The sequence below is a fragment of the Kitasatospora sp. NPDC101176 genome (assembly GCF_044768035.1).
Classification (GTDB): domain Bacteria; phylum Actinomycetota; class Actinomycetes; order Streptomycetales; family Streptomycetaceae; genus Kitasatospora.
The window spans coordinates 498,818-523,884 of record NZ_JBIWPA010000003.1; the positions used below are offsets into that span (position 1 = coordinate 498,818).

23 protein-coding genes, 3 pseudogenes and 4 riboswitches are annotated in these 25,067 nt (G+C 75.3%); of the genes and pseudogenes, 7 read left to right on the top strand and 19 right to left on the bottom strand.

Annotation, left to right across the window (positions count from 1 at the left end):
* Positions 1-8: 8 nt before the first annotated feature.
* From aceA to ACIRS1_RS07635, 3 genes are all read left to right on the top strand, one after another.
* Positions 9-1,301, top strand: coding sequence for an isocitrate lyase (gene aceA / locus ACIRS1_RS07625; protein ID WP_402837695.1), 1,293 nt, complete (start codon positions 9-11; stop codon positions 1,299-1,301).
* Between the two features lie 99 nt (positions 1,302-1,400).
* Positions 1,401-3,011: a malate synthase A gene (gene aceB / locus ACIRS1_RS07630; RefSeq protein WP_402837696.1), complete on the top strand. Its 1,611-nt coding sequence runs from the start codon at positions 1,401-1,403 to the stop codon at positions 3,009-3,011.
* 25 nt (positions 3,012-3,036) lie between these two features.
* Positions 3,037-3,903, top strand: coding sequence for a 3-hydroxybutyryl-CoA dehydrogenase (locus ACIRS1_RS07635; RefSeq protein WP_402837697.1), 867 nt, complete (start codon positions 3,037-3,039; stop codon positions 3,901-3,903).
* A 95-nt stretch (positions 3,904-3,998) separates the two neighbouring features.
* On the opposite strand, the gene ACIRS1_RS07640 is transcribed toward ACIRS1_RS07635, so the two are convergent.
* From ACIRS1_RS07640 to ACIRS1_RS07695, 12 genes and pseudogenes are all read right to left on the bottom strand, one after another.
* The gene (locus ACIRS1_RS07640; RefSeq protein ID WP_402837698.1) at positions 3,999-4,832 is read right to left on the bottom strand and encodes an ECF transporter S component; all 834 of its coding nucleotides are present in this window, start codon (positions 4,830-4,832) and stop codon (positions 3,999-4,001) included.
* Positions 4,829-6,472 carry an ABC transporter ATP-binding protein gene (locus tag ACIRS1_RS07645; RefSeq protein ID WP_402837700.1) on the bottom strand — a complete coding sequence of 548 codons (1,644 nt, stop codon included), beginning with the start codon at positions 6,470-6,472 and terminating at the stop codon, positions 4,829-4,831. Before ACIRS1_RS07645 ends, ACIRS1_RS07640 begins: the two co-directional genes overlap by 4 nt.
* Positions 6,469-7,689: a CbiQ family ECF transporter T component gene (locus ACIRS1_RS07650; RefSeq protein ID WP_402837702.1), complete on the bottom strand. Its 1,221-nt coding sequence runs from the start codon at positions 7,687-7,689 to the stop codon at positions 6,469-6,471. Before ACIRS1_RS07650 ends, ACIRS1_RS07645 begins: the two co-directional genes overlap by 4 nt.
* A gap of 4 nt (positions 7,690-7,693) precedes the next feature.
* Complete coding sequence (locus tag ACIRS1_RS07655) at positions 7,694-8,896, bottom strand: hypothetical protein (RefSeq protein WP_402837704.1); 1,203 nt, start codon at positions 8,894-8,896, stop codon at positions 7,694-7,696.
* On the bottom strand, positions 8,893-10,461 hold the full coding sequence (locus ACIRS1_RS07660; RefSeq protein WP_402837706.1) for a prenyltransferase/squalene oxidase repeat-containing protein: 1,569 nt from the start codon (positions 10,459-10,461) through the stop codon (positions 8,893-8,895). The genes ACIRS1_RS07655 and ACIRS1_RS07660 overlap by 4 nt, the downstream gene beginning before the upstream one ends.
* Before the next feature lie 107 nt (positions 10,462-10,568).
* A riboswitch (cobalamin riboswitch) is annotated at positions 10,569-10,698 on the bottom strand.
* Positions 10,699-10,862: 164 nt separating this feature from the next.
* Positions 10,863-11,342: a flagellar hook-length control protein FliK gene (locus tag ACIRS1_RS07665; protein ID WP_387908186.1), complete on the bottom strand. Its 480-nt coding sequence runs from the start codon at positions 11,340-11,342 to the stop codon at positions 10,863-10,865.
* A gap of 51 nt (positions 11,343-11,393) precedes the next feature.
* Positions 11,394-12,479, bottom strand: a complete 1,086-nt coding sequence (locus ACIRS1_RS07670) for a peptidase (RefSeq protein WP_402837708.1) — start codon at positions 12,477-12,479, stop codon at positions 11,394-11,396.
* A 98-nt stretch (positions 12,480-12,577) separates the two neighbouring features.
* Positions 12,578-12,718: riboswitch (cobalamin riboswitch) on the bottom strand.
* Positions 12,719-12,775: 57 nt separating this feature from the next.
* Positions 12,776-12,928 (bottom strand): annotated as a pseudogene (locus ACIRS1_RS07675) (enoyl-CoA hydratase-related protein); the annotation flags it as partial.
* Positions 12,925-13,809 (bottom strand): 3-hydroxyisobutyrate dehydrogenase, encoded by an 885-nt coding sequence (gene mmsB / locus ACIRS1_RS07680; RefSeq protein WP_402837710.1) that lies wholly within the window; start codon positions 13,807-13,809, stop codon positions 12,925-12,927. The pseudogene ACIRS1_RS07675 and the gene mmsB, both read right to left, overlap by 4 nt.
* A pseudogene (locus ACIRS1_RS07685) lies at positions 13,806-14,504 on the bottom strand (enoyl-CoA hydratase/isomerase family protein); the annotation flags it as partial. The pseudogene ACIRS1_RS07685 and the gene mmsB, both read right to left, overlap by 4 nt.
* A gap of 2 nt (positions 14,505-14,506) precedes the next feature.
* A riboswitch (cobalamin riboswitch) is annotated at positions 14,507-14,697 on the bottom strand.
* A 110-nt stretch (positions 14,698-14,807) separates the two neighbouring features.
* On the bottom strand, positions 14,808-15,560 hold the full coding sequence (locus ACIRS1_RS07690) for a CbtA family protein (protein ID WP_402837712.1): 753 nt from the start codon (positions 15,558-15,560) through the stop codon (positions 14,808-14,810).
* Between the two features lie 19 nt (positions 15,561-15,579).
* The gene (locus tag ACIRS1_RS07695; RefSeq protein WP_360217197.1) at positions 15,580-15,804 is read right to left on the bottom strand and encodes a CbtB-domain containing protein; all 225 of its coding nucleotides are present in this window, start codon (positions 15,802-15,804) and stop codon (positions 15,580-15,582) included.
* 63 nt (positions 15,805-15,867) lie between these two features.
* Positions 15,868-15,960, bottom strand: a riboswitch (cobalamin riboswitch).
* Positions 15,961-16,126: 166 nt separating this feature from the next.
* On the opposite strand from ACIRS1_RS07695, the gene ACIRS1_RS07700 reads away from it, so the two are divergent.
* Both ACIRS1_RS07700 and ACIRS1_RS07705 read left to right on the top strand, forming a co-directional pair.
* Positions 16,127-16,699: a histidine phosphatase family protein gene (locus tag ACIRS1_RS07700; protein WP_402837714.1), complete on the top strand. Its 573-nt coding sequence runs from the start codon at positions 16,127-16,129 to the stop codon at positions 16,697-16,699.
* Between the two features lie 266 nt (positions 16,700-16,965).
* Positions 16,966-17,802, top strand: coding sequence for an SDR family oxidoreductase (locus tag ACIRS1_RS07705; RefSeq protein ID WP_402837716.1), 837 nt, complete (start codon positions 16,966-16,968; stop codon positions 17,800-17,802).
* A 50-nt stretch (positions 17,803-17,852) separates the two neighbouring features.
* On the opposite strand, the gene ACIRS1_RS07710 is transcribed toward ACIRS1_RS07705, so the two are convergent.
* The 3 genes from ACIRS1_RS07710 to ACIRS1_RS07720 form a co-directional block, all read right to left on the bottom strand.
* Complete coding sequence (locus tag ACIRS1_RS07710; RefSeq protein WP_402837718.1) at positions 17,853-18,398, bottom strand: hypothetical protein; 546 nt, start codon at positions 18,396-18,398, stop codon at positions 17,853-17,855.
* A gap of 223 nt (positions 18,399-18,621) precedes the next feature.
* Complete coding sequence (locus ACIRS1_RS07715) at positions 18,622-19,800, bottom strand: GDSL-type esterase/lipase family protein (protein WP_402837720.1); 1,179 nt, start codon at positions 19,798-19,800, stop codon at positions 18,622-18,624.
* Positions 19,801-19,904: 104 nt separating this feature from the next.
* The gene (locus tag ACIRS1_RS07720; protein WP_402837722.1) at positions 19,905-20,483 is read right to left on the bottom strand and encodes a TetR/AcrR family transcriptional regulator; all 579 of its coding nucleotides are present in this window, start codon (positions 20,481-20,483) and stop codon (positions 19,905-19,907) included.
* A gap of 125 nt (positions 20,484-20,608) precedes the next feature.
* Here ACIRS1_RS07720 and ACIRS1_RS07725 point away from each other — a divergent pair, with 125 nt between their 5' ends.
* Entirely contained in the window at positions 20,609-21,292 is a 684-nt protein-coding gene (locus ACIRS1_RS07725; protein WP_402837724.1) for a hypothetical protein, read from the top strand.
* Positions 21,293-21,362: 70 nt separating this feature from the next.
* Here ACIRS1_RS07725 and ACIRS1_RS07730 read toward each other — a convergent pair whose 3' ends face one another.
* Entirely contained in the window at positions 21,363-22,370 is a 1,008-nt protein-coding gene (locus ACIRS1_RS07730; RefSeq protein ID WP_402837726.1) for an AraC family transcriptional regulator, read from the bottom strand.
* 160 nt (positions 22,371-22,530) lie between these two features.
* Between ACIRS1_RS07730 and ACIRS1_RS07735 the strand changes: the two genes are divergently transcribed.
* Entirely contained in the window at positions 22,531-23,025 is a 495-nt protein-coding gene (locus ACIRS1_RS07735) for a DUF1772 domain-containing protein (protein ID WP_402837728.1), read from the top strand.
* A gap of 163 nt (positions 23,026-23,188) precedes the next feature.
* Here ACIRS1_RS07735 and ACIRS1_RS07740 read toward each other — a convergent pair whose 3' ends face one another.
* From ACIRS1_RS07740 to ACIRS1_RS07750, 3 genes and pseudogenes are all read right to left on the bottom strand, one after another.
* The gene (locus tag ACIRS1_RS07740; RefSeq protein ID WP_387908173.1) at positions 23,189-23,884 is read right to left on the bottom strand and encodes a polysaccharide deacetylase family protein; all 696 of its coding nucleotides are present in this window, start codon (positions 23,882-23,884) and stop codon (positions 23,189-23,191) included.
* A 284-nt stretch (positions 23,885-24,168) separates the two neighbouring features.
* Complete coding sequence (locus ACIRS1_RS07745) at positions 24,169-24,765, bottom strand: DUF1772 domain-containing protein (protein ID WP_396316489.1); 597 nt, start codon at positions 24,763-24,765, stop codon at positions 24,169-24,171.
* A 179-nt stretch (positions 24,766-24,944) separates the two neighbouring features.
* A pseudogene (locus tag ACIRS1_RS07750) lies at positions 24,945-25,067 on the bottom strand (NmrA family transcriptional regulator); the annotation flags it as partial.

Here is a 25,067-nt window from a genome sequence, read left to right on the forward strand (position 1 = left end):
AGCAGACCATGACGACGTCCGTCCGGCAGCAGCAGGAGCAGCAGGCGGCGGCGCTGACCGCCCGGTGGGCGTCCGACCCGCGGTGGGCCGGCATCGAGCGCACCTACACGGCGGCCGACGTGGTGCGCCTGTCGGGCACCGTCCGCGAGGAGCACACGCTGGCCCGGCGCGGCGCCGAGCGCCTGTGGAAGCAGCTGCACGAGCAGGACTACGTCCACGCGCTCGGCGCGCTGACCGGCGGTCAGGCCGTGCAGATGGTGAAGGCCGGGCTGCAGGCGATCTACCTGTCCGGATGGCAGGTCGCGGCCGACGCCAACCAGGCCGGGCAGACCTACCCCGACCAGAGCCTCTACCCGGCCAACTCGGTTCCGCAGGTGGTGCGCAGGATCAACAACGCGCTGCTGCGCGCCGACGGGATCGACGCCGCCGAGGGCAACGACGGCCCGGACTGGCTGGTGCCGATCGTCGCCGACGCGGAGGCCGGGTTCGGCGGCCCGCTGAACGCCTTCGAGCTCACCAAGGGCATGATCGAGGCCGGCGCCGCCGGCATCCACTACGAGGACCAGCTCGCCTCCGAGAAGAAGTGCGGCCACCTCGGCGGCAAGGTGCTCGTGCCCACCGCCCAGCACGTCCGCACCCTCAACTCGGCCCGGCTAGCCGCGGACATCGCCGACGTGCCCACCGTCATCGTGGCCCGCACCGACGCCCTCGCCGCCAACCTGCTCACCAGCGACGTGGACGAGCGCGACGCCCGCTTCTGCACCGGCGAGCGGACCGCCGAGGGCTTCTACCGGGTCGAGCCCGGCATGGCGCCGGTGATCTCCCGCGGCCTCGCCTTCGCCCCGTACGCGGACCTCGTCTGGGTGGAGACCGGCACCCCGGACCTCGCCCAGGCCCGCGAGTTCGCCGAGGCGCTCAAGGCGGAGTACCCGGACACGATGCTGGCCTACAACTGCTCGCCCTCCTTCAACTGGAAGGCGGCCCTGGACGACGACCAGATCGCCAAGTTCCAGCGGGAGCTGGGCGCGATGGGCTACCGCTTCCAGTTCATCACACTGGCCGGCTTCCACGCGCTCAACCACTCGATGTTCCAGCTCGCCCGCGGCTACGCCGAACACGGCATGACGGCCTACGTCGACCTGCAGGAGGCCGAGTTCGCGGCCGTGCCGGACGGCTACACCGCGGTCAAGCACCAGCGCGAGGTCGGCACCGGGTACTTCGACCTGGTGTCCACCGCGCTCAACCCGAACGCCGAGACCCTCGCGCTGACCGGCTCCACCGAGGCCGAGCAGTTCCACTGAGCCACCCCGGTGGTCCCGTTGGGGACGGGCCGCCTTCCACCCCCCGCCCGGGGCCTCGTTGAGGGACGAGGCCCCGGGCCCACCTTCCTGGAGAACCGGATGAGCCTGCCCAGCCGCATCGAGATCCTCGGCGCCCACGAGGACCGCTTCGAGGAGGTCCTCACCCCCGAGGCGCTCGCCTTCCTCGCCCGCCTGCACGACCGGTTCGCCGGCCGCCGCGCCGAACTGCTCGCCGAGCGCGGGCGCCGCGCCGCCGCGCTGGCCGCCGGCGGCACCCTGGACTTCCTCCCGGAGACCCGCGCCGTCCGCGAGGACCTCGGCTGGCGGGTGGCCGGCGCCGGGCCCGGCCTCGAGGACCGCCGGGTGGAGATCACCGGCCCGCCCGAGCGCCGGATGACCGTCAACGCGCTCAACTCCGGCGCGGAGGTGTGGCTGGCCGACTTCGAGGACGCCACCTCGCCCACCTGGCACAACCTGGTCTCCGGGCAGCTCAACCTGATCGACGCGATCGAGCGCCGGATCGACGAGACCACCCCCGACGGCCGGCGGTACCGGATCGGCGACACGCCCGCCACCATCGTGGTCCGCCCGCGCGGCTGGCACCTGGACGAGCAGCACCTGCTGATCGACGGCCGCCCCGCGGTCGGCGCCCTGGTCGACTTCGGCCTCTACCTCTTCCACTGCGGAAAGCGGCAGATCGAGCGCGGCAGCGGCCCCTACTTCTACCTGCCGAAGCTGGAGAACCACCTCGAAGCCCGGCTCTGGAACGACGTCTTCACCCTCGCCCAGGCCGAGTCGGGCATCCCGCACGGGACGGTCCGGGCCACCGTCCTGATCGAGACCATCACCGCCGCCTTCGAGATGGACGAGATCCTCCACGAACTGCGCGAGCACGCCGCCGGGTTGAACGCCGGCCGGTGGGACTACCTGTTCAGCCTGATCAAGAACTTCGCCCAGCACGGCCCGCGCTACGTCCTGCCCGACCGCGCCACCCTCACCATGACCCAGCCGTTCATGCGCGCCTACACCGACTTGCTGGTGCGTACCTGCCACCGGCGCGGCGCCCACGCCATCGGCGGCATGGCCGCCGCGATCCCCCAGCGCGACCCCGCCGCCAACGAGTCGGCGCTGACCAAGGTCCGCGCCGACAAGGAGCGCGAGGCCGGGGACGGCTTCGACGGCTCCTGGGTCGCCCACCCCGGCCTGGTCGACACCTGCCGGACCGCCTTCGACGCCGTCCTCGGCGACCGCCCGAACCAGCTCGACCGCACCCGCGAGGACGTCGAGGTCACCGCCGCCGACCTGCTCGGCGTCCAGCGGCTCACGGCCGGCCTGCCCACCGAACAGGGCCTGCGCTCCAACGTCGCCGTCGCCCTGCGCTACCTGGTCGCCTGGCTGAACGGCTCCGGCGCCGTCGCCGTGTTCGGGCTGATGGAGGACGTCGCCACCGCCGAGATCGCCCGCTGCCAGCTCTGGCAGTGGCAGCACCACTGCACCCGCCTCACCGGCGGCTCCCTCGCCACCCCCGACCTGGTGCGGCGGCTCATCGACCGGGAGCGCAGCACGCTGCTCGCCGAGGGCGCCGACCCGGCGCCGGTGGACGACGCCGTGCGGATCCTGGAGGAGACCGCCCTCGGCGCCGAACTGCCGCCCTTCCTCACCACCGACGCCTACGCCCGCCACCTCGTCCGAATCCGCACGGCGGCCTGAACCGCCCCAGCACGGAGGCACTGACATGAACGAGATCCGACGGGTCGCCGTGGTCGGCGCCGGGCAGATGGGCTCCGGCATCGCCGAGGTCCTCGCCCGCGCCGGGCTCGACACCATCGTCTGCGAGAACGGCCCGGCCGCCCTGCGCGCCGCCCGCACCCGCATCGACCGCTCCCTGCACCGCGCCGTCGACCGCGGCCGGATCAGCGAGCAGCAGCGCACCGACGCCTGGGCGCACCTGCTGTTCGCCGACGACCTGGAGACCCTGGCCGACCGTCAGCTGGTCGTCGAGGCGGTCGTCGAGCACGAGGACGTCAAGGCCGAGGTGCTCCGCACCCTCGACAAGGTCCTCGTCGACGAGGACGCCGTCCTGGCCACCAACACCTCCGCCATCCCGGTCACCCGGCTGGGCATCACCACCGGGCGGGCCTCCCACGTCCTGGGCCTGCACTTCTTCAACCCGGCGCCGGTGATGCCGCTCGTCGAGCTGGTCACCTCCCTGCACACCGACCCCGCCGTGGTCGGCCGGGTGGAGGCCTTCGCCACGGACGTCCTCGGCAAGCGCGTCGTCCACTCCCGGGACCGCGCCGGCTTCGTCGTCAACGCCCTGCTGGTGCCCTACCTGCTCTCCGCGATCCGGATGGCCGAGGCCGGACACGCCAGCCCCGAGGACATCGACGCCGGCATGGTGCAGGGCTGCGCCCACCCCATGGGCCCCCTCGCCCTCGCCGACCTGATCGGCCTGGACACCGTCGAGGCGATCGCCCGCTCCCTGTACGAGGAGTACAAGGAGCCGTTGTACGCGCCGCCGCCGCTGCTCTCCCGCATGGTCGAGGCCGGCCTGCTCGGCCGCAAGACCGGCCGCGGGTTCCACACCCACCGGGCCGCCTGACCGGCCCGCACGCCCACCGCCCGCCGCCCCGGGAAACGCGCCGCCCGCGCGTCTCCCGGGGCGTCCGGCCGTTCCGGAGCACCGGCTCGGCCGTCTCAGGAGGGCGGCACCCCGGCGGGCGCCGCGGCCGGGGTCCCGGGGGCGGCCGGGGCCTCGAAGCGCACGGTGGGTTCGAAGTTGGCGCGGCGGGCGGCGCGGCGGAAGACGGTCAGGACGGCCGGGCCGACGACGAGGACGGCGGTGAAGGTGGTCACGGCGCGGCCGGTGTCCCAGCCGAGCGAGGTGGCCAGGTCGAACAGCAGGTAGCGGTGCCACTGCTCGGTGAAGGGCAGGCCCGGCAGGTAGGCGATGGAGCTGTTCGGGTCGGTGGAGAACGGCCAGAAGGAGAGGTTGAGCAGGAACCCGAACAGGTAGCCGGAGAAGGCCCCGTACGCGGCCAGCACCGGCACCTCCCAGCGCCGCCGGGCCCTCGGCAGCAGTCCGGCGAGCATGCCGACGAAGGCGCAGCCGAACATCTGGTACGGCATCCAGGGGCCGACCCCGCCGGTGAGCAGGGCGGAGGCGAACAGCGAGGTGCAGCCGAGGGTGAAGCCGAAGCCGGGGCCGAAGACCCGGCCGGCCAGGACGAGCACGAAGAACACCGTCTCCACGCCGGCCGTCCCGGCGCCGAGCGGGCGCAGCCCGGCGTTGACGGCGGACAGCACGCCGAGCATGGCGAGCGCCTTGGCGTCGATGCCGCCAGCCGAGATCTCGGCGATGACGACCGCGAGCACCAGCACGAGCAGGGCGCCGAAGATGAGCGGCGGCGCGTAGGTGGAGCCGAACGTTCCGGGGGCGACGACGAACGGCCAGGTGAAGGCGACCAGGCCGATGAAGGCGGCCAGGGCGATGACGATCCGGGCCCGGCCGGGGATCCGCAGGGCGGTCATCGGGCGGACCCCGCGGGTGCGAGCGCCTCGGCGACCTGACGTGTCGTCAGATAGGCCAGGGGCGCCAGGATCTTGGCGGTCTGGGGGGCGAAGGCGGGAGAGGCGACGATGACCTCGGCGGTCGGCCCGTCGGCGACGACCTCGCCCTCCGCCATCACCACGACGCGGTCGGCGGCGCGGGCGACGAACTCGACGTCGTGGGTGGAGACGACGACGGTCAGCCCCTCGGCGGCGAGGGCGTCCACGATGCCGGTGAGCGCCTCCTTCGCCTGGTAGTCCAGCCCCCGGGTGGGTTCGTCCAGCAGCACCACCCGCGGTGCGGCGGCCAGTTGGATCGCCAGGACGAGCGCCAGCTTCTGCCCCTCCGACAGGTCCCTGGGGTGGGTCTCGTCCGGGATCCCCGGGGCCAGGCGGTCGAGGATCCGCCGCGCGGTCGGCCCGCCCGCACGGTCGGCTTCGAGGTCGCTCTGGGCGAGCTCCTGGGCGACCGTCTCCAGGTAGAGCAGGTCGGTGGGGGTCTGCGGGACGAGTCCGACCAACTGCCGGGCCCGGGCCGCGGACAGGCGCTTGGGGTCCTCGGCCTTCCTGCCCCCGGCTCCGGCGACCCGGACGCTGCCGCCGTGGCGGGGGCCGGAGCCCTGCAGGGCCCACAGGAGGGAGGACTTGCCGGAGCCGTTGCGGCCCATCAGCGCCGTCACCTCGCCCGCGCGCAGCGTCAGGTCGACCTCCCGCACGGCGGCCACCGGACCGTACCGGACGACGACCCCGCGGGCTTCCAGAACCGGCTCCCCCGCCACCGCTGCCCGGCGCGGCGGGGGAACCGGTCGATCGGTGAGCCGCTCGCGCAGCGGCGCGGCGGCTCGGCGGGCGTCCCGCACCGACAGCGGCAGCGGCCGCCAGCCGGCCAGTCGGCCGAGGTCGACGACGGGCGGCGCGATCGCCGTCGCCCGGAACACCTCGGCGGGCGGGCCGTGCACGACGGTGCCGTCGCCGGGCAGGTAGGCGACCCGGTCGGCGTACTGGACGACCCGTTCCAGGCGGTGCTCGGCGAGCAGGACGGTGACGCCGAGGTCGTGCACCAGCCGGGTGATCGCGGCGAGCACCTCCTCGGCGGCGGTCGGGTCCAGCGCGGAGGTCGGTTCGTCCAGCACCAGGACGCGCGGGTGCGCGGTGAGCACGGAGCCGATGGCGACGCGCTGCTGCTGCCCGCCGGACAGCTCGTACAGGGCGCGGTGGCGCAGGTCGGCCAAGCCGAGCAGGTCGAGGGTCTCCTCGACGCGTTTGCGCATGACCTCCGGCGGAATCCCCAACTGCTCCATGACGTAGGCGAGTTCCTCCTCCACCGTGTCGGTGGTGAAGCCGGCCAGCGGATCCTGCCCGACCACGCCGACCACGTCGGCGAGTTCGCGCGGCGGGTGGTGCGCGGTGTCCCGGCCGTCCACCGTGACCCGGCCGCGCAGGGTGCCGCCGGTGAAGTGCGGCACGAGACCGTTGACGGCGCCGAGCAAGGTGGACTTGCCGGCGCCGGTGCGCCCGACCACCAGGCAGAGCTCGCCCTCCGGGACGTGCAGGTCGACGTCGCGCAGGACGGGCTCGCTCCCGCCGTCGTACACCACGCCGACCTGGTCGAATCGGATCACGTGCTCACCTCGGGGGTCGTGCGGTCGGTACCGGTGCCGCGGGTGGTGCCGGCCCCGCGCCGGTCGCCGGCCGGCTCGGGGGTCCGGCCGGGCGGCGGCGAGACGATCCCGGCGGCGCCCGCCAGCAGCAGGGCGAGCACGGGGACGAGCGGCAGCGTCGGCCAGGTCAGCGGGTAGAGGGAGGGGTTGAGGTCGGTGGCGTCGTAGCCCACCGTGGCGAACAGCAGGACGGCGGCGGCCACCCCGCAGCCGGCGACGCCCCATTCGGCGGCCCGCCACCGGTCCGGCCGGTACGTGGTGCGCCGCACCCGCCGGCCGCCGAGCAGCAGGCCGGCCACGCAGAGAACGGCACCCGCGAGGAAGGCCGGCAGCCCGAGCGCGGCGGGAGCCGTGCCGTCCAGGAGCCCGTACACCCCGGCGCACAGGCCGCACATGCCGAGCAGCATCAGGGCGCCGGTGAGTCGGCGGGAGCGGCGCGAGGCCGTGCCGGAGCGGCCGTAGCCGCGCGAGTCCATGGCCGCGGCCAGACGGAGCGAGCGTTCCAGCGCGTCCTCCAGGACGGGCACGACGACGCTGCGCAACGCGCGGACGCCCTTGGTCCGTCCGGCGCGCAGGCGCCGCGCCCGGGCGACGCGTTGGACGCTCTGCACCAGCTGCGGCGCGACGCTCAGCGAGACCGTCACGGCGACGCCCAGCTCGTAGAGGGCGCCCGGCAGCACCCGCAGGGCCCGCTTGGGGTTGGCGAGGGTGTTCGCCGCGCCGATGCAGCAGATCAGGCAGGCCAGCCGCAGCCCGTCGAAGGCCGCCGAGAGCGTGGCCTCCAGCGAGACCGGGCCGCCGATCTCGATGCCGGCGTACCAGGCGGGCGTGGGGATGTGCGGGAGCGAGAGGAGCAGGTGGTCGTGCGGGGTGATGCCGGTGGCGAAGACGCACCGGAAGACCACCCGGATCGCCACCACCGTCAGGGCCACCCACAGGTAGTAGGTGAACCCGCGGGCCCACGGGGCCTCGGTGCGGCGGGCGGTCACCACGTAGCCGAGCACGGCGAGGACGAGCAGGAGCAGCAGCGGGTTGGTGGTGCGGCTGGCCGCCGTCGCCAGGGCCAGCGCCCACGCCCACCACGCCAGCGGGTGCAGGTTCCGCGGGGCGCGCCGGCCGCCCGGGCCCGGCCCGCGGACGGCGGGCGGGGCGGCGACGCGTTCGTCGAGCACGGTCACGCGATCACTCGGCCCGTCGGCGGCGGCGCCGTGCGGTGACCACCGTCGCCCCGCCCAGGGCCACGACGAGGACGGACCCGACCACGGCGGGCAGCATCGAGCCGGAGTCGTGCGGGGCGTCGGCCACCGGGTCGGCGTTCACCACGCCGCCGGGCACGGCGGGGGTGGCCGTCGGTGCGGCCACCGCGGGCTCCACGGCCGGCGGGGCCGACTGATCGGTCGGGGGGTCCGTCGGTGCCGGGGTGGACGGCTCGACCGGCACCGGCGTGGCGGGCACCGGCACCGGCTCTGGGGCGCCCGGCGGGGTGATGCCGTCCTGCGGGGTACCGGCCGTGCCACCCGTCGGGGGTGTGGCGGGCGCGGGCGGACGGGCCCCGCCCGCCGGGGGCCGGGCGGGGGCCGGGACACGGCCGGTGCCGCCGGTCCCGCCGGTACCGCCGGTGGCTCCGGTGCTGCCCGAAGCCGCAGCGGCGCCGCCACCGCCGGTCGCACCGCCGGCACCCGTCGACCCGCCGCCGGGACCGCCCGAGGCGCCGGAACCGCTGCCCGAGCCGCCCGCGGCACCGGAACCACCGCTCGACCCGCCCGCGGCGCCGCCGGAAGCACCCGCGGAGCCCTGGCCCGGGTCGGCCGGCTGCCCACCCGGGTCGGCGCTGTGCGCCCGGACGGTGTCCGGCGAGAAGCTCGGACGCCCCTCGGTGCCCTCGATGTCGGTGCCACCGAAGATCCACAGGTCGACGCTGCCCGGCTTCGGGTGGTAGCTCATCGCGCCGAGCTGGCTGTAGGACCACTCGTTCTGGCCCGGATCGGCGTGCCAGTACGACCAGTAGGCGGTGGCCGGCGGCGTGAGGACACACTTCTCCTGGTCCGGGGTCGGGAACTGCTTGCCGCCCTGGTAGCCGCTGTAGCCGATCCGGCAGATGAACGCCGGGCCGTCGTGCCCGGTGCCGGCGGTCTTCCAGCCGCCCTGGTTGAGCAGGGCGTACCCGGTGGTGGGGGTGCTCCCGCAGGAGCGCAACAGCGGGCCGCCCCACCTGCTGAAGTCCACGGCGAGCACGACGCCGGAGGTGGTGGTGCACTGGTCCATCGGCAACGGCGCCGCGGCGGCCGGGGCGGTGTCCACGGCGACGCCGCCGAGGGCGAGGGCCGCGGTCAGCGCCGTCGCCGCGCACAGCCGGCCGAGGCGGGCGCCCGGTCCCCCGGTCATCGGTGACGTCCAGGGGCCGCGGTCCGGCGGCGGCGGGCGACGAGGACGGCGGCGGCGCCGAGCGCGGTCAGCGCACCGGCCCCTGCCGTCAGCGTCAGCGCCTGGCTACCGGTGCCGGCCAGGCTGCCGGAGCCGGTCGACACCGGCACGCCCCCGGCCGGGGCGACACCGGCACCCGCCGGGGCGTCGACGCCTCCGGCCGGACGGACGGTCGGGCCGCCGCCGGCCGCGGGGGTGTCGGTGACCGGGGCCGGTGCGGTGGTGGTGGGCGAGCCCGTCGGGGTGCCGGCCGGGGTGGTCGGCGTGCCCGTGGGCGTTCCCGTCGGGGTTCCGGTGGGCGTACCCGTCGGGGTTCCGGTGGGCGTTCCCGTCGGGGTTCCGGTGGGCGTACCCGTCGGGGTTCCGGTCGGGGTTCCGGTGGGCGTACCCGTCGGCGTCCCCGTGGGAGTTCCGGTCGGCGTCCCCGTCGGCGTCGGCGTCGGTGTGCCCCCGAGGGGGCGGCTCAGCGTGCCGAAGGAGATCCCGGTGGCGCCACCGACCACCTGGGTCGAGGCACGGACGTCCGAACCCTGCTGCCCGGCGGAGGCGACGTTGAACCCGCCGTCGCCGTTCTGCTGCCCGGCGAGGAAGTCGAGCGCTTTGGCGATCTGCGCACCGTAGTCGGCCTTGCGCAGCGTCATGCCCTGGACGGCCAGCGCGGCCGAGTTGGTCGAGTCACCGGCCGCGCCGGGGAAGCCACCGTCGGGCAACTGCCGCGCGGCGAGCCAGCCGAGGCCCTTGTCGACCGCCTGCGCGGCGGCGTCGTCGCCGGGGACGAGGGCGAGGGCCATGACGGCGATCGCCGTGCTGTCGACGTCGGAGTCGCCGGTGGCCGGGATCAAGCTCGGCCAGGAGCCGTCCGGGTGCTGGAGGCCCTTCAGGTAGGCGATCGCGGGGGCGGCGTTGGCGGCGTCCCCGGCGCGGAGCTGGGCCATGACGGCGAGCGCCTGGGAGAAGACGGAGGTGGCGTAGCCGTAGTTGCCGGCGGCGTCGCAGCCGGTGTCGGCGTCGGCCTTGGTGCACACCATCGCGGCGAGGGCGGCGATCAGGTCGTGGCCGCCGAAGTTCCGCGGGTCACGGCCGACGACCTCGGCGAGCAGCGCCTCCTTGCCGATCGACCCGCCGCCGGCGTACTCGGTGCCGATCGCGGTCCAGTCGTCGACGGTGCGCTCGCTGGCGTCCTTGCCCCGCTGGTCCAGGAAGTCGACGATCCGGCGCAGCGCGGCGTCGTCGGTGCCGGTGGCGGCGAGCGCGTAGGCGCCGTCGATGGTGAGTCCGAAGTCGGCGAAGGCCGGGAAGCCCTCGTAGTAGTGACCGCCGACCAGGCGGGACGGGTCGGCGAGGTAGGCGGCGCCCCTGGCGACGTCCGGCGTCCGGCCCGCGGCGGGGACGGCCGCCCCGGCGAGCGAGACGGCGGGCCGACCGAGAAGCGCAGCGCCGCAGGCGGTGACCGCGAGCGCTGCGGCGGCCAGCAGGGACGCGGTGCCCCGGCTCCTGTGGCGCGTACGACTGCTGCTGACCCTCACCGGCGTCTCCCTGGTCGGTCGACGCGGGGCGCAACGGCGCAGCCGACGGCTGCCGGTGGAGCGCGCAGCCGTCGGAACTGCGTCGTAGTCCGCGACGACGCGAGTGCTCTCTGAACAGACCTCGGTTCAGGCATTCCGGCTCATCCGCCCTGGGCGGATCTACGGTTGCGGGTCAGCGCCGGAGTTGGACCGGCTTCCCCTGAGGACCGAGGTGAAAAACCGGTTCATCAGACCATGTCAGCGGAGTGGGAGTCAACGCCCCGTCAGATGGTCCGCTCACCTGACGGGACGGGCCGCGCGGATCAGGACGGCCGGGCGCCTCCTGCCGCACCGCAGGGCGTGCCGGAGCTGCCGGCACCCCTCCCCGCGGGGCTCCGGGTGCCGGCGGGTGCCTCCGGACGTCAGGGCGCCGTGATACCCGGCTGGGCGCCGGCGCCGAAGGACCAGCCCTCGACGTCGCCGGGGGCCGGGTTGTAGCTGCCCGCGCCCAGGCTGCTGTACGACCAGGGCCCGCCGTGCTGGGCGTGCCAGTAGGACCAGTAGGCGCTGCCGGTCGGGTTGGTGCAGGTGGCCGGCAGCGCGTTGATCTTGCAGACGAAGCCGGGGAACCGCGGGTGGAAGGCGTACGTGAATCCGGCGCCGGTCAGCGCGGCGAGCCCGGTGGCCGGATCGCCGGGTGCGCAGCCGGTCTCGACGCCGCCGCCGACGGCGGTGAAGTCGACCACGACGGTGACGCCGGTGGTGCCGCTGCAGGCGGCCGCGTGGGCCGCGGGGGCCTGGACGGCGGAGGCGCCGAGCAGGCCGGCGGTGAGGGCCGCGGCCGCGGCGATCGAGCCGAGCGTGCGGCGGGCCGGTCTGGCCGGGGTGAGGGTGTCGGTCATCGGAACTCTCCTCGTGGGCTCAGGGATTCGGTGGCTCAGGAGTTCGGTGGCTCAGCGGGCGGCCGGCGCCGGGCAGGCCAGGGTCGGGGCGGCCGGGCGCGCGCCGGCGGCGGAGAGGGTGGCCAGCGGGGTGCCGGCGAGGCCGAGCGCGGCCTGCGCGGTGGCCCGGGCGCCGTTGGCCGGGTTGAAGCCGGTCGCGTCGTAGGCGACGGCGCCGCGGACCGCCGGGTCGGCGGAGCAGCCCTGCTGGAACTTCACCAGCCGGCTCCAGCCCTTCAGGCCGGCGCCGAGGCGTCCGCCGGCCAGCAGCGCCTGGGTGGCCAGGCCCGTGGTGTTGGCGTTGGAGGCGGTCGCCCCGGCGGCCGCGAAGCCGCCGTCGGCGTTCTGGTGGGCGGTGAGCCAGCCGAGGCCCGCGTTCGCCTTGGCGGTGCGGCCGGTGGCGGCGAGGGCCTGGGCGGCCAGCGCGGTGGCGTCCGGGTCGCTGGTGCAGATGGTCTGGCCGAAGGAGACCGGGTAGCCGCCGTCCGCGCACTGGCTGTTCGCCAGGAAGTCGACGGCCGCGTCGGGGGCGCCGCCGGGGGTGCGGTGCAGGGCGATCAGGGCGAGCGACTGGCCGAAGGCGTTGCTGTAGTCGCCCCACTGGGAGCGGTCGGAGAAGCGGCCCTCGGCGGTCTGCAGGGAGCGCAGCCGGGCCGGCAGGTCGACGCCTCCGAAGGCGGTCGGGTTCGCGCCGCGGACCTCGGCGGCGAGCAGCAGCTTGGCGGTGGCACCGGCGTAGGCCTCGGTGGTGCCGTCGCCGAGGTAGCCGCCGAGGATCTCGGGCTTGGCCAGCCAGGCGGTGGCCCGGGCGGCGGCCTCGTCGGAGCCGTGGGAGGCGGCGAAGGCCAGCACGGCGTCGACGGTCAGGCCCTGGTCGGGGTAGGCGGTGCCGTTGAACACGGACTCGAAGTGGTCGCCGTCGACGAGCTGGCGGGCCAGCCAGCCGCCCGCGGCGGCGTCGGGGCGGATCGTCGGGGCCGCGGTCGCGGCGGGTGCGGCGGCGGGTGCGGCCTGGGCGGCGGTGGCGGCCGGGAGTGCGGTGGCGACGGCGAGGGCGGGTATCGCGAGCAGACCGAGAGTGCGGCGGAGGGCGGGCATGGCTGCCTTTCCGGGCCTGGACGCAGGGGCCCGGAGGGCGCCGGCGGCACGCCGGGCAGCCCTCGGAGCTCCGGCCCGCAGACCACGACGGGAGGAGGGGGTGACACACCTCCGCCGCCGGGTACTCGGGCTCGCCGCCGACGGGACGTCGGCGGCCTACCGTTGCGGGTCAGCGCCGGATTCGAACCGGACTTCCCCCGTCGGCGGAGTCACAACATGACGGCCCATCATGGCGAAGACGCGAAGATCCGGTCAAGGGACGGTGCGCCACGTCACGGTTCCGGCACCGGAAGACGGCACCCCGGGCCCCGGTCGCGGTCGAACTCCTCGGCGGCCGCCACGACTTCGTTCATCAGCGTGGTGTCGAGGGCGTTCAGCGCCTTGGGGCGGTCGAGCGTGATCACGCCCACCCGGCCCCTGCGCTCGACCAGGATCGTCTCGAACGTCATGCGTCGTCCTTCCTGAGGGTCGTGATGATGGCCGAGAAGTCCAGCCCGGCGCCCGCCTCCTCGGCGAACGCCGCGTACAACTCGGCTGCCCTGCCGCCCAGTTCGGCGGGGACGTCGGAGACTGTCGCCGCGGCGGCCGCGAGTCCGAGGTCCTTGGCCATCAGGGCGGCGGCGAAACCTCCGGCGTACCCGCGGTTGGCCGGGCTGGCCGGGACGGGCCCGGGGACGGGGCAGTTGCTGGTCAGTGCCCAGCACTGCCCGGAGGCGGTGGAGGCCACGTCGAACAGGGCCTGGTGGCTGAGCCCGAGGCTCTCCCCGAGCACGACGGCCTCGCTGACCGCGATCATCGAGATGCCGAGAATCATGTTGTTGCAGATCTTCGCGGCCTGCCCCGCCCCGGACGTCCCGCAGTGCACGACCCGGCGGCCCATGGCGGCGAGCACCGGCTCGGCCTCGGCGAAGTCGGGCCCGTCCGCGCCCACCATGAAGGTCAGGCTCGCGGCCTCGGCTCCGGGCACGCCGCCGGAGACCGGCGCGTCGACGGCCCGGTGCCCCGCGACCCGGACGAGGTCGGCGACGACCCGGGCGTCCCCGACCGCGATGGTGGAGCAGTCGACGAACAGCGCTCCCGCTGCCGACTCCGTCAACTCGCTGTAGGAGTCGAGGACATGGCGTCCGGTCGGCAGCATGGTGAGCACCACCTCGGCCTCGCCGACCGCTTCAGCGGCGGAACCCGCGATCATCACTCCCCGCGCCGCAGCCCGTTCCCGGGCCTCCGCCGAGAGGTCGTAGCCGGTCACCCGGTGTCCGGCGGCGACGAGGTTGGCGGCCATCGGGCCGCCCATGGTGCCCAGTCCGACGAATCCGATGCGGTGGGTCACCAGCGCTCCAGGGGTGTGGTGGCGGCGAGGCCGAGTTCTCCGTCGCCGAGCGGGGCGAAGCAGTGGGCCACGGTGGCGGGTTCGACGGCTCCCAGGGAGGCCGGCGTCCAGCGCGGTGACCGGTCCTTGTCGATCACCTGGGCCCGGATCCCCTCGGCGAGGTCCGGGGTGGCGAGCGCCGCGCAGGAGGTCCGGTACTCCTGGTCGAGCACGGCCTCCAGCGGGCCCAGGGCGCGGGCCCGGCGCAGGGCCGCCAGGGTGGCCTTGACGGCGGTCGGGGAGTTGGCGGCGATGCGCTCGGCGGCCTGCGCGGCCTCGGGTTCACCGCTGTCGCCGAGCCGCGCGAGGATCTCCTCGACGGTGCCCGCCGCGTAGCAGCTGTCGATCCACGCCCGCCGACCGTCCAGCAGACCGGCCGGCGCGGGCTCGACATGCCGTTCCAGGGCCTCGTGGACGGGCAGTTCGGCGAGGTCGTCGAGCAGCACGGGCAGCCGCTCGGCGGGGACGTAGTGGTCGGCGAGCCCGCAGAGCAGCGCGTCGGCGGCACCGACGGAGCCCGCGGTGAGGGCGAGGTGGGTGCCCAACTCGCCCGGCGCGAGGGCGAGCAGGTAGGTGCCGCCGGCGTCGGGGACGAAGCCGATGCCGGCCTCCGGCATGGCGACGCGCGTTTTCCCGGTGACGATCCGGACGCTCCCGGAAAACACGGATCACCCGCGGCCGGTATCCTGACTCCCGGATCACCGCACGCCCTCAGGCCTTCCCGGCGGCTGCCAGTGGCCGTCTCCTGCAAGGACGGACTCCCCGGTCACAGTGGCGGGACCGTGCCGGACTCACACCGGCTTCCCTGACACCGCGGACCTGCCGTCGACCATATAGTCGGACGTCCTAGTAAGTCCAGATCCCGTGACGAACCGTCACCGCGCCCTCCCCCGGTCGGCGCAGGACGACGCAGCCCGCCCCCCGTGCGGGGAGCGGGCTGCGGGTCGGCGGCGCGGGTGCTACCGGGCGGCGACGGCCTGGGCCGGGGCCTTCACCGCGGCGGGCTCGGGCTCGAGCACGCGCTTGGCGAGCTCGCCGAAGACCAGCCCGAAGGAGGTCCACAGCACGAGCTGGATGGCGAGCGCCGCGAGGCGGAACTGCCAGAGCAGGGTGGCCGGGAATGCCTCGGGCACCTCGTTGATCACCGGCAGGAGGGCGTAGGCCAGGCCGACGGCGACGACGAAGCCGCCCCCGGCCGCGACCGCGGCGTACCAGTTGCCCAGGCGCGGGGCCAGGCGCTTGCCGATGATGACCGCCGCGACCGCGAGCAGGACGCTGAGCACCATCATCAGGAAGTACAGGACGGTGCGCTTGCCGATGGTGTCGGGGTTGCCGATGGACGGCGGGTTGGCCGGGTACTTGAGGAACGGCACCACGTACACGGTCACCAGCGCGGCGAGCGAGACGACCAGCGCCGTCGCCCGGGCGCCGAAGCGGCCGATCCGCCCGAGGGCGAAGCAGTACGCGAGGGCGGCGATGCCGCCCATGGCCACGGCGAACAGCAGGATGCCGGTGGCCAGACCCGCCGTGGACTGCAGGGAACGGCTGACCACCTCCATGCCGTGCTCGGCGGAGTGCGCCTCCTCGAACTCGATGGCGGCGTCCACCTTGGACTCACCGAGCAGGTAGGCGGTGACGAGCGCGAGAACGCCGGCCGCGAGGCCGGCGATCATCCCGCGCACGAGCAGGGTTCTGACGGTTGCGGAGTTCACTGTGCGGTCTTCCCCGTTCTCAGTGGCAGGGGAAGCCGAGCAGGTGACGACCGTCGTGCACCCATTCGTGGACGTCCTCGCCGGAGATCAGCGAGGTGGCACCCTGCTCGGCGCCGACGAAGTAGATCGCCAGCAGCATCAGGACACCGAAGAAGACCGCCCAGGGCAGGACGGCCCGGACGGGAATGGTGGCGAGGCCACCCTCCTCGGGAGAGGAAATCGGGGAAGCGACGGACGAAGCCATGGCTGGGAACCTCCTGGGGGAAAGTACGCGTCCCGGTCGTTGGAGCATCGACGACGGCTCGGGGTCTGACTCACCCGGCCCGCGCACCCCGGGGGGAGCGCACGGAGCCGTTCCGGCATACAGTGGCGCGACCGTGCCGGAGTCTCACCGGCTTCCTCGCACCGTCGTCACATCGCCGAGGACCGTACCGCCTGGTGACGGCCCGGCCAAGGGCGTGCGTGGGGCGCGAATTCCGGCCATGTACGCCCCGCACCGGCGGGTGACCCGAAACCGACTGCCAGGCAGAGGAGTTGGCGTTCACCGTGGAGCGGAGCGGCAGGCGATGACGGTACGAGTGACCTTGCTCTCACCCGCGATGAGCAGCGCGGTCCGCGAGGCGCGGTTCGACGACGACGCATCCCTGGACGCCTCCGGACTCGCCGCCGCCCGGTCCGCGGCGGGCACCCTGCCGTCGCCGGGCACGGCCCTCAGCTCGCCGTCGGCGCGCTGCCGGCAGACCGCCGCCGCCCTCGGCCTCACCGCCGCCCCGCACGAGGCGCTGCGCGGCTGCGCCATGGGCTCCTGGCGCGGGCTGCGCCTGGACGAGGTCGCCGCCGAGCGCCCCGAGCAGGTCGCCGCCTGGCTGGCCGACCCCGCTGCCGCCCCGCACGGCGGGGAGTCGCTGCAGCAGCTGGGCGGGCGTGTCGGCGGATGGCTCGACGGCCTGGCCGCGGAGAGCGGCCGGGTGGTGGCCGTGGTGGAACCGGACGTGGTCCGGGCGGCCGTGGTGCACGCCCTCGATCTGCCCGCGCCGGTGTTCTGGCGCCTCGACGTCCCGCCGCTGGCGTTCACGGTGATCACCGGACGCGCCGGGCGGTGGAACCTGCGGCTGGGCGCGGCGACGGCCGGGGGCTGACCGGGGCCGGGCGCCTCCGGGCACCGGACCGGGCGGGGCCGGGCCGGGCCGGGCCGGGCCGAGCCGTCGGATGAGCCCGGGGAGGCGGGGACACAGGGACGCGGGGACGCGGGGCGCGGTGGTGGGACGGGGGCGCACCAGGGCCGCCTCACCACCCCTCGCACTCCTGTGCGCCCGATGGAGCGTGACCGTGGGGCTGGGCGGGCGGGCGGTGCTCTGGGACCGTGTGGGCTCCGAGGACGGCAGGCGGGGACGGGGGGCGCGGGATGGCACGCGGCTGGCTGGTGACGGGGTGTTCGTCCGGGCTGGGACGGGCGGTGGCGGAGGCCGCGGCCGCCGCCGGGGACACGGTGATCGCGGGCGTCCGCAGACCGGAGGCGCTGGCGGACCTGGCCGACAGGTACCCGGACCGGATCGTGCCGGTCGTCCTGGACGTCCGGGAGCCGGCGCACTGCGAGGCCGCCGTCGGCACCGCGGTGGAGCTGCTCGACGGGCTGGACGTCCTGGTCAACAACGCCGGCAACGGCCTGTTCGGCGCGGTGGAGGAGGTCGGCGACGCGGAACTTCGGGACCAGCTGGAGACGCTGGTCGTCGGCCCGTGGCGGCTGGCCCGGCTCGCCCTGCCGGTGATGCGCGGCCAGGGCGGCGGACACATCGTCAACGTCTCCTCACTGGCCGGGCGGATGGCCTTCCCCGGGCTCGCCGCATACGTCACCGGCAAGTACGCGCTGGAGGGCATGACGCAGGCCCTGGCCGTCGAGGCGGCGCCGTTCGGGATCCGGGTCACCGCGGTGGAGCCCGGCGGCTACGCCACCCGTTACGGCTCCTCGCTCACCGACGCCGCCGACCGCTCCGCGCACTACCGCGAGCTCACCGAGCCGATGCGCGACCAGCTCCGGGTGCTCGCCGAACTCCCCGGCGTCGGGCGGCCCGAGGACTTCGCGCGGCTGCTGCTGCGGATCGTCGCCGAGCCCGGCCCGCTGCCGGTGCGGATACCCGTCGGCCCGGACAGCCTCGCATTCGTGTCGGCGGCCGGGGAGGCCGCGGCGGCCGAGCTCGAGGCGGTCCGGACGCTGCTGCGGGAGCCGTCGGCGCCGCACTGAGCCGGCGCGAGGCCGGGTGCCCATCGGGTGCGGGTGTCGGCCCGTGCCGGTCAGTGGCCGCCCTTGGGCTCGGTGCAGCCGCCCTCCAGGTAGGGCCCGTGGGCCTCGATCGTGGGGGGCGTGGTGAGCACCCCGGTCACGCACGGGCCGGCCTCCGGGATCCAGAGCGAGAAGCCGAGGGAGCCGCCGTCGGTGGACACGTTGGTCTCCTCGGCCCGGTAGCCCAGGCCCTCCAGCAGCGCCCGCAGGCCTGCCCGGTCGAGGCCGGCCGTCCGTCCGTCACGCCGGAGGGCGTCCGCGATCCGGGCCCGGTGCGCCTCGCCCCGGCACCTGCCGTCGGCGAGCAGCGTCGCGGTCGTCCTGAAGCCGTGGTTCTCCGCGTACTTGTCGGCCCAGGGGTCGCGCGCTCCGGTGGGCGGGGCGATCGGCGTGGGCAGCGGGGTGGCGGCCACGCCCGCGCACTCCGCCGCGACCTGCGGGAAGAGCCGGTCGTGCCGGGCCCGGGCCTCCGCCGGACCGGGCGGCGGGGTGGGGGTGGGCGAGGGCGTCCCGGTGGCGGTCCCGCCGGCGGCGGAGACCACGGAGGAGGCGGTCACGGAGGTGGCCGCGTTCCCGGGCGAGCCGCCCGCGTGCACCGAGCCGCACGCGGCCGATGCCAACGCCACGGCCACCGCCGCCACGCCCGTCCCGAACCGGACTCCCGCCCCTGCGCGCCGCATCGGCGTTCCCCCTCGCCCCTCGGTCTCCCCGGCCGGGCCGTGCGTCCGCACACCGGCCGGGTCGATTGTCGTACACCGCCGCCGTGGGGTCTCCTGCGGGTCAGCCCGCGAAGGCGCCCGCGGGCCCGAACGCCAGGTGGGTGAAGTGCTCGGCGATCCGGCGGTGGCCGGCCGGGTCGGGGTGCAGCCCGTCCGGCAGCGGGTGCTCGTCGTGGTCGGCCCGGCCGTAGAGCGAACGTCCGTCCAGGTAGTGGAGGTTGGGATCGGCACCCGCCTCGGTACGGGCTGCGGCGAGACGGGCGAGCTCGGCGCGGATCACCTCGAGCGTCAGGCGGCCCGCGGCGGTCTCGGCCGGGTCGCCGGTGGCCCGGAAGCGCAGCGTGCCGGTGCTGAAGTCCGGGGCCAGCGGGCCCGGGGTCTCCTCGTGGGTCGGGCAGAACACCGGCGAGACCAGCAGCAGCGGGGTGGTCGGGTGGCCCTCGCGGACGGTGTCGAGGAAGCCGTGGACGGCGGGGCCGAAGGCGCGCAGCCGCATCGCGTCGGCGTTGACGAGGTTGATGCCGATCTTGAGGCTGATCAGGTCGGCGGGGGTGTCGCGGATGGCCCGGGCGGTGAACGGGTCGAGCAGGGCGCCGCCGCCGAAGCCGAGGTTGACCAGGTCGACACCGGCCCCGGCCGCCACCATGGCGGGCCAGGTGCCGGTCGGGTGGGCGGCGTTGGAGCCGTGGCTGATCGAACTGCCGTGGTGCAGCCAGCGCCGCCGGGTGGTCTCCGGCTCCGGGGTGACGGGGGCGTCGGTGTCCAGGGCGATCAGTTCGGTGGTCTCGGTGTGCGGCAGCCAGATCTCGACGGCCTTGTCACGACCGGGCAGACCGGTGAACTCAGCGGCGCCGGGCGGGCCCTGGCGCAGCTCCACGCGGCCGGTGGCCAGGTCGACGGTGCGCAGGTTCCCGCCGGCGGCGGTGGCCTGGGCCGCGAGGCGACCGTCCACGAGGAGGTCGTACACGCCGTCCGGCGGAGTCGGCACGCCCGGGTAGGCGCGCTTGGTCGGGACGGTGTGCAGGGTGATCGCGGTGGCGCGCGTGCGGAACACCAGCCGGACGCCGGAGGGCTGGGACTCGGCCATCGCGAGCTGGTCGTCGGGGATCTGCCGGCGGGCCCGGGCGGGCAGGCGGTGCGGCAGCAGCCCGCGCCCGGTGTGCTCGACGTCGAGGTGGCCGCGGAGCAGCTCCTCGGTGACGGGGGTCGTGGTGGTGGCGGTGGTGCGGGGGGCGCTCATGGCCGTTTCCTCGGTGCTGTTCACGGGGCCCGGCGCTCACGGGGCGTCAGGTGTTCGGGTGGACGGGGCGTTCACCGCGTCCCGGGGGTCGCCGGTTCCGGCGTTCACGGGGTCCGCGGGGCGCCGCCCGAGCGCAGCAGGGCGTCGAGGGAGTCGATGATCCAGTCCCAGGACTGCTGCGCGTCGACGGCGGTGTGGCTGAATCCGCCGGCCGCCTCGAGGCTGATGTAGCCGTGGAAGACGCTGCCGAGCATGCGCACGGCGTGGGTCTGCTCGGGTTCGGCGAGGTCGTAACCACGCAGCAGCGCCCGGGCCATCTGGGCGTGGCGGACACCGGCGCTGGCGGAGGCGGTCGCGGCGTCCAGGCGCAGCCGGGTGGCGTCGTAGCGGCCGGGGTGCCGGGCCGCGTAGTCGCGGTAGGCGTCGGCGAAGGCCGCGAGGGCGTCCCGGCCGGCCCGGCCGGCGAGGGCGTCGGCGACGAGGTCGGCCAGCTCCTCGAGGGCGTACAGGGCGATCCGGGTCTTGAGGTCCTGGGAGCTCTTGAGGTGCGAGTAGAGGCTGGCGGTCTGGACGGAGAAGCGCCGGGCCAGGGCCGCGACGGTCACCTGGTCGAAGCCGACTTCGTCGGCGAGCTCCGCGCCCGCGACGACCAACCGCTGTGTGCTGAGTCCTGCTCGTGCCATGGCGTTCCTCCCGTACCGACTGAACCCAGTATGGAATTACCTACACCATTTAGGCAAATGGCTTCGCCGCGCCAAACCGCCGGCCTTCCACCGGATGTCGGTGGCCGCGGATAGCCTCCCCGGCCATGACACAGGACCTCCCGAAGCACCCGTCCCCCTTGCCGGACCGCGACGGCCACGTCGGCGGCATCGAGTCGCTCACCCTCGACGGGCGCCGCTACTACTTCGGCTTCGACTACGGCAGCGACCTGGTGCTCTCCCCGCTGATCGACGACCCGGCGGTGATGGCCGCCTTCGCGAGCACGCACCTGCGGCAGACCACCGGCCGGCACGACGCCGCCCACTGGGGCGAGCTGGTCGCGGCGGCCGCCGACGGCTCCGGGCTGACGGACGACGACGCCTCGCGCGCCTTCGACTCCGCACGGCTGCGCGACGCCGTGCCGCCGGAGCCCGGAACCCACCTGCTCTACCTGCTCGGTGCGGCCACCGGCTGGGCCACCTGGTTCGCGGGAAGCCCGGAGGCCCGACTGGCCCACGCCCGGCTCGGGTTCGCGGCGGAGGCGGAGGAGCACGACGAGCCCGACGCCGGCGACGAGGCCGACGAGGCCGAGGCGGAGTACGACGAGGGCGACGGCGACGAGGACTTCCTGGACGCCTGCCTGCAGGCCGTCCGCGAACACGGCACCGCGGCCCGCCCCGACGAGTGGACCGTCGCCCGCCACCACCTCACCACCGCGGCGCGCCACCTGCCGGGCAACTGGGCGCTGCTCTTCGGCCCGCTCGCGCAGGGCGTCGGCGACCACCGGTGAGGTGGTGGGCGGGCGACGGGCCGCGGCGACCACCGGCGCCCGCGGGCCGCCGCGGCGGGCCGGGCCGCCCTCAACCCGCCAGGATCACCGTCTCCGCCGGGCCGGAGAAGCCGGGCTGCTGCGCCGGGGCGCCGCTGGCGGCCAGCCGGCGGTGCTCCTGCGGGCTGATGCCGCGCACCCGCTTGAACGCCGCGGACAGGGCGAAGGCGTTGCTGTAGCCGACCTTGCGGGCCGCGAAGGCGATGGTGCACTCGGGTTCGCGCAGCAGGTCGGCGGCAACGGCCAGGCGCCAGCCCGCCAGGTAGGCCATGGGCGGTTCGCCGACCAGGGCGGTGAACCGGCGGGCCAGACCCGCCCGCGACACCCCGACCTTCTGCGCCAGGTCGGCGACCGTCCAGGCGGTGGCGGGGTCGTCGTGCATCAGCCGCAGCACCGGCCCGACCACCGGGTCGTGCTGGGCCCGGTACCAGGCGGGGGCACCGGAGTCGGGGGCGGCGAGCCAGGCCCGCAGGACGGAGACGACCAGGAGGTCGAGGATGCGGTCCAGGACGAGCTCCTGGCCGGGCTCGTTGCGCCCTATCTCGGCGGAGAGCAGGTGGACCAGGGTGTCGTCCGCGCCGGTGCCGACCGGCCGGACCAGCAGCGCGGGCAGGCAGCCGAGCAGGCGCTGGCCGATCTCGTGCTCGGCCTGGTAGGTGCCGGACAGCACCACCGAGGAGGCCTGGTCGCCCTCCCGGCCCTGCCCCCAGGTACGGACGCCCAGCGACATCACCTCGGAGACGTCCACCCCGTCGCGGGTGCAGACCTGGCCCGGTCCGACGATCACGTCCACCGGGGTGTCCGGGTCGTCCGCCACGGTGTACGGCTCCGGACCGCGCACGATGGCCACGTCACCCGGGTGCAGCAGCAGGGGCGTGCCGCGCTCGGGCAGGATCCAGGCGTCGCCGCGGACCATCGTCACCACCGACAGCGGCGCCCGGTCCTCGATCCGCAGCGACCACGGCGGGGTGAGGATCGAGCGCAGCAGGAACGCACCGCGGGCCTTGGGCCCGTCGAGGAGACCTGTCAGAGTGTCCATGCCGCCAAGTGTAGACGGCGGGACATTATTTGACGGCTCGTCATTTGAGAGAGTCTTGAGTGATCGAGGTGGCCCGGGCGCCCCGGATGCCGGATGATCGGTACACGGGGGGACGGACCGACAAGCAGATGCAGTGCAGAGACAGTGAGGGGCTACGAAGATGGAACTGGCACGCACACTCGTACTGGTGGCGGCCACCGTCACCTGCGGCCTGACCGCCGGGCTGTTCTACGCCTACTCGTGCTCGGTCATGCCCGCGCTCGCGCGGGTCGAGGACCGCACGTTCATCGAGGTGATGCAGCGTGTCAACGTGGCGATCCTGAACGGCTGGTTCGTCCTCGGCTTCGTCGGCGCCCTCCTCACCACCGGGGCCGCGGTCGCCCTGCACCTGCCCTCGGACGGCCACCACGCGCTGCCCGCCACGGTGGCCGCGCTCGTCCTGTACGTGGCGGCGATCGGTGTCACCCGTTCGGTGAACATCCCGCTGAACGACGAGCTCGAAGCGGCCGGCGACCCCCGGCGGATCGCCGACCCGGCCGCCGTCCGCAGCCGCTTCGAGGCCCGCTGGGCGCGCTTCAACGTGCTGCGCACCCTGCTGTGCACCGCCGCACTGGCCTGCCTCGGCTGGGCGCTGGTCCTGCACGGCCAGGCCTGACGCACCCGCCGCTCGCGGCGCCGGCCCGGGACTCCGTCCGCCCGGGCCGGCGCCGCGTCGTGCTGTGTGCTCCGGCGGTGGTGCTCCGGGCACCGTGACCGTCCGCCGCCACCCGCCGCGTGCCGCACTGAACCTGCCTCCCGCCACCCACCTCCCGCCGGGGTCAGCCGCAGAGGGTGGCGAAACCGTAGCCGCGGGCCTTCAGGGTGGACAGGATGTCCGGCAGCGCGGCCGCGGTCTGGCTGCGGTCCCCACCCCCGTCGTGCAGCAGGATCACCGAGCCCGGGCGGACGGTGCCCAGCACCCGCGAGCGGATGGCCGCCGCGCCCGGCCGGGACCAGTCCGCCGGGTCCACCGACCAGAGCACCACCTGCTTGCCGAGCGCGGCCGCCCGCGAGCGCACCGTGCCGTTGACCGCGCCGTACGGCGGGCGCAGGCAGCTCGGGGTGCGGCCGGTCTGCGCCCGGATCGCCTTGTCGGTGTCGGCCACCTGGGCGCTGACGGCCGCCCCGGAGAGCCTGCGCAGGTCCGGGTGCGACCAGGAGTGGTTCTGCACGCTGTGGCCCTGCCGGGCGACCTGCCGAGTGAGCCCCGGGTTGGCGGCGACGTTCTGCCCGATCTCGAAGAAGGTCGCGCGCACGCCGTAGCGCGAGAGGATCCCGAGGATCCTCGGGGTGTAGGCGGGGCTGGGGCCGTCGTCGAAGGTCAGGTACACGACCCTGCCGCCCTGTCCGCCCGCCGCCTCCGCCGGGGCGGCCGGCACCGCGACCGCCGCCGCGGCCGTCAGGGCGGCGGCGAGCACGCCGACCGCCGTCCGGACTCGTCCAACTGCCGTGCGCCTGCCGGTACGTGCTGCCATGCCCGCCCCCTGCCGTCGGAACTCCGCTGCCTGCCTGCGTGCAGTCTGCGCCCGACCGGCGCACCGGCGCGACCGCCCGGGGGCGGATCCGGCCAGCCGACCGGCGGGTCGACCGGCGGGTCGACCGGCCGGCGGGCACGGCGCACCCGCGGCGCGCGGCACGACCGACGGGCCCCGGCGCGCGCCGCACCGCCCCCGGTGCGGCGCGTGCCACCGGGGGCGGTGCGGCGGGCCCTGCCCGGGGCGGGGCCTTCCGGCCCCGCCCCCCGACAGGACACGGTCGTTCAGCGCTCGGAACGCCCGTGCAGGACCAGCGCCCGGGCCAGCGCACCCAGCCCCGCCGTGCAGAGCAGCGTGCGGACCATGTTGGTGGCCACCCAGGTGCCCTCGAACTTGGCGCGCACCGCGGCGAAGTCGCTGATCTGCGACGGGTCACCGGCCGCCGCGAGCTGGTTGTTGAGCGGGATGTTGACGCCCATCGTCACCATCAGCGCCACCACGTACAGCAGCGTGGCCGCGCCCGCCCACAGCGCCGCCTGGCGCCGGCCGGCCTTGTGCTGCAGCCAGGCCGCCACGCCCGTCGCCACGAAGGCGCCGACGAAGACCAGGCCGAACATGCCGTTCTCGATCGACTTGTTGATGTGCTGCATCGCCGTCACGTACGTCCGGTCGTCGCCGGCCGCCAGGCCCGGCATCACGGACACGTCGAAGGCGAAGAAGAGGCCCGCCATCAGGCCCATGGCGACGGTCGCGCCCACGAGGACGGGCCCGGCAGCCTTGCTCCGCACGGCGGGGGCGGCCTGGGCCGCGGCACCCGCGCCGAGGCCGCCGAAGGCCGGTGGAGCGGTGGAGGAAGTGGTCGCGGTCTGGTTCGAGCGCATCGGTAATCCTTCGGTTCTCTCCCCGGCCCCCGCCCTGCGCGGGGGCCACCCCGGTCCCGGGCCGCGACCTCCGCCACCCCGCCCGGTTCCGGCCCGGGTGGGTGGTCAGGAGGCCGGCGAGGCCCGGTACCGACGATCAACGGACATGACGGGCAGGCGGATCGGCCGCTGCCGCCGGCTCACACGTCCCAGACTCCGGTGGCGGCGGCCTCCCGCGCGTAGTCCGCGAAGTCCCGCGGCTCCCGCCCCAGCGCCCGCCGCACCCCGTCCCCCAACGAGGCGTTGCGCCCGTCCAGGATCAC

Coding starts and splice junctions, on each gene's coding strand:
- aceB (WP_402837696.1), top strand. CDS start 1,401: ATGAGCCTGCCCAGCCGCATCGAGATCCTCGGCGCCCACGAGGACCGC.
- ACIRS1_RS07715 (WP_402837720.1), bottom strand. CDS start 19,800: ATGAGCGCCCCCCGCACCACCGCCACCACCACGACCCCCGTCACCGAG.
- ACIRS1_RS07725 (WP_402837724.1), top strand. CDS start 20,609: ATGACACAGGACCTCCCGAAGCACCCGTCCCCCTTGCCGGACCGCGAC.
- ACIRS1_RS07700 (WP_402837714.1), top strand. CDS start 16,127: ATGACGGTACGAGTGACCTTGCTCTCACCCGCGATGAGCAGCGCGGTC.
- ACIRS1_RS07730 (WP_402837726.1), bottom strand. CDS start 22,370: ATGGACACTCTGACAGGTCTCCTCGACGGGCCCAAGGCCCGCGGTGCG.
- ACIRS1_RS07720 (WP_402837722.1), bottom strand. CDS start 20,483: ATGGCACGAGCAGGACTCAGCACACAGCGGTTGGTCGTCGCGGGCGCG.
- ACIRS1_RS07735 (WP_402837728.1), top strand. CDS start 22,531: ATGGAACTGGCACGCACACTCGTACTGGTGGCGGCCACCGTCACCTGC.
- ACIRS1_RS07670 (WP_402837708.1), bottom strand. CDS start 12,479: ATGCCCGCCCTCCGCCGCACTCTCGGTCTGCTCGCGATACCCGCCCTC.
- ACIRS1_RS07635 (WP_402837697.1), top strand. CDS start 3,037: ATGAACGAGATCCGACGGGTCGCCGTGGTCGGCGCCGGGCAGATGGGC.
- ACIRS1_RS07665 (WP_387908186.1), bottom strand. CDS start 11,342: ATGACCGACACCCTCACCCCGGCCAGACCGGCCCGCCGCACGCTCGGC.
- ACIRS1_RS07705 (WP_402837716.1), top strand. CDS start 16,966: ATGGCACGCGGCTGGCTGGTGACGGGGTGTTCGTCCGGGCTGGGACGG.
- ACIRS1_RS07740 (WP_387908173.1), bottom strand. CDS start 23,884: ATGGCAGCACGTACCGGCAGGCGCACGGCAGTTGGACGAGTCCGGACG.
- aceA (WP_402837695.1), top strand. CDS start 9: ATGACGACGTCCGTCCGGCAGCAGCAGGAGCAGCAGGCGGCGGCGCTG.
- ACIRS1_RS07745 (WP_396316489.1), bottom strand. CDS start 24,765: ATGCGCTCGAACCAGACCGCGACCACTTCCTCCACCGCTCCACCGGCC.
- ACIRS1_RS07655 (WP_402837704.1), bottom strand. CDS start 8,896: ATGACCGGGGGACCGGGCGCCCGCCTCGGCCGGCTGTGCGCGGCGACG.
- ACIRS1_RS07695 (WP_360217197.1), bottom strand. CDS start 15,804: ATGGCTTCGTCCGTCGCTTCCCCGATTTCCTCTCCCGAGGAGGGTGGC.
- ACIRS1_RS07640 (WP_402837698.1), bottom strand. CDS start 4,832: ATGACCGCCCTGCGGATCCCCGGCCGGGCCCGGATCGTCATCGCCCTG.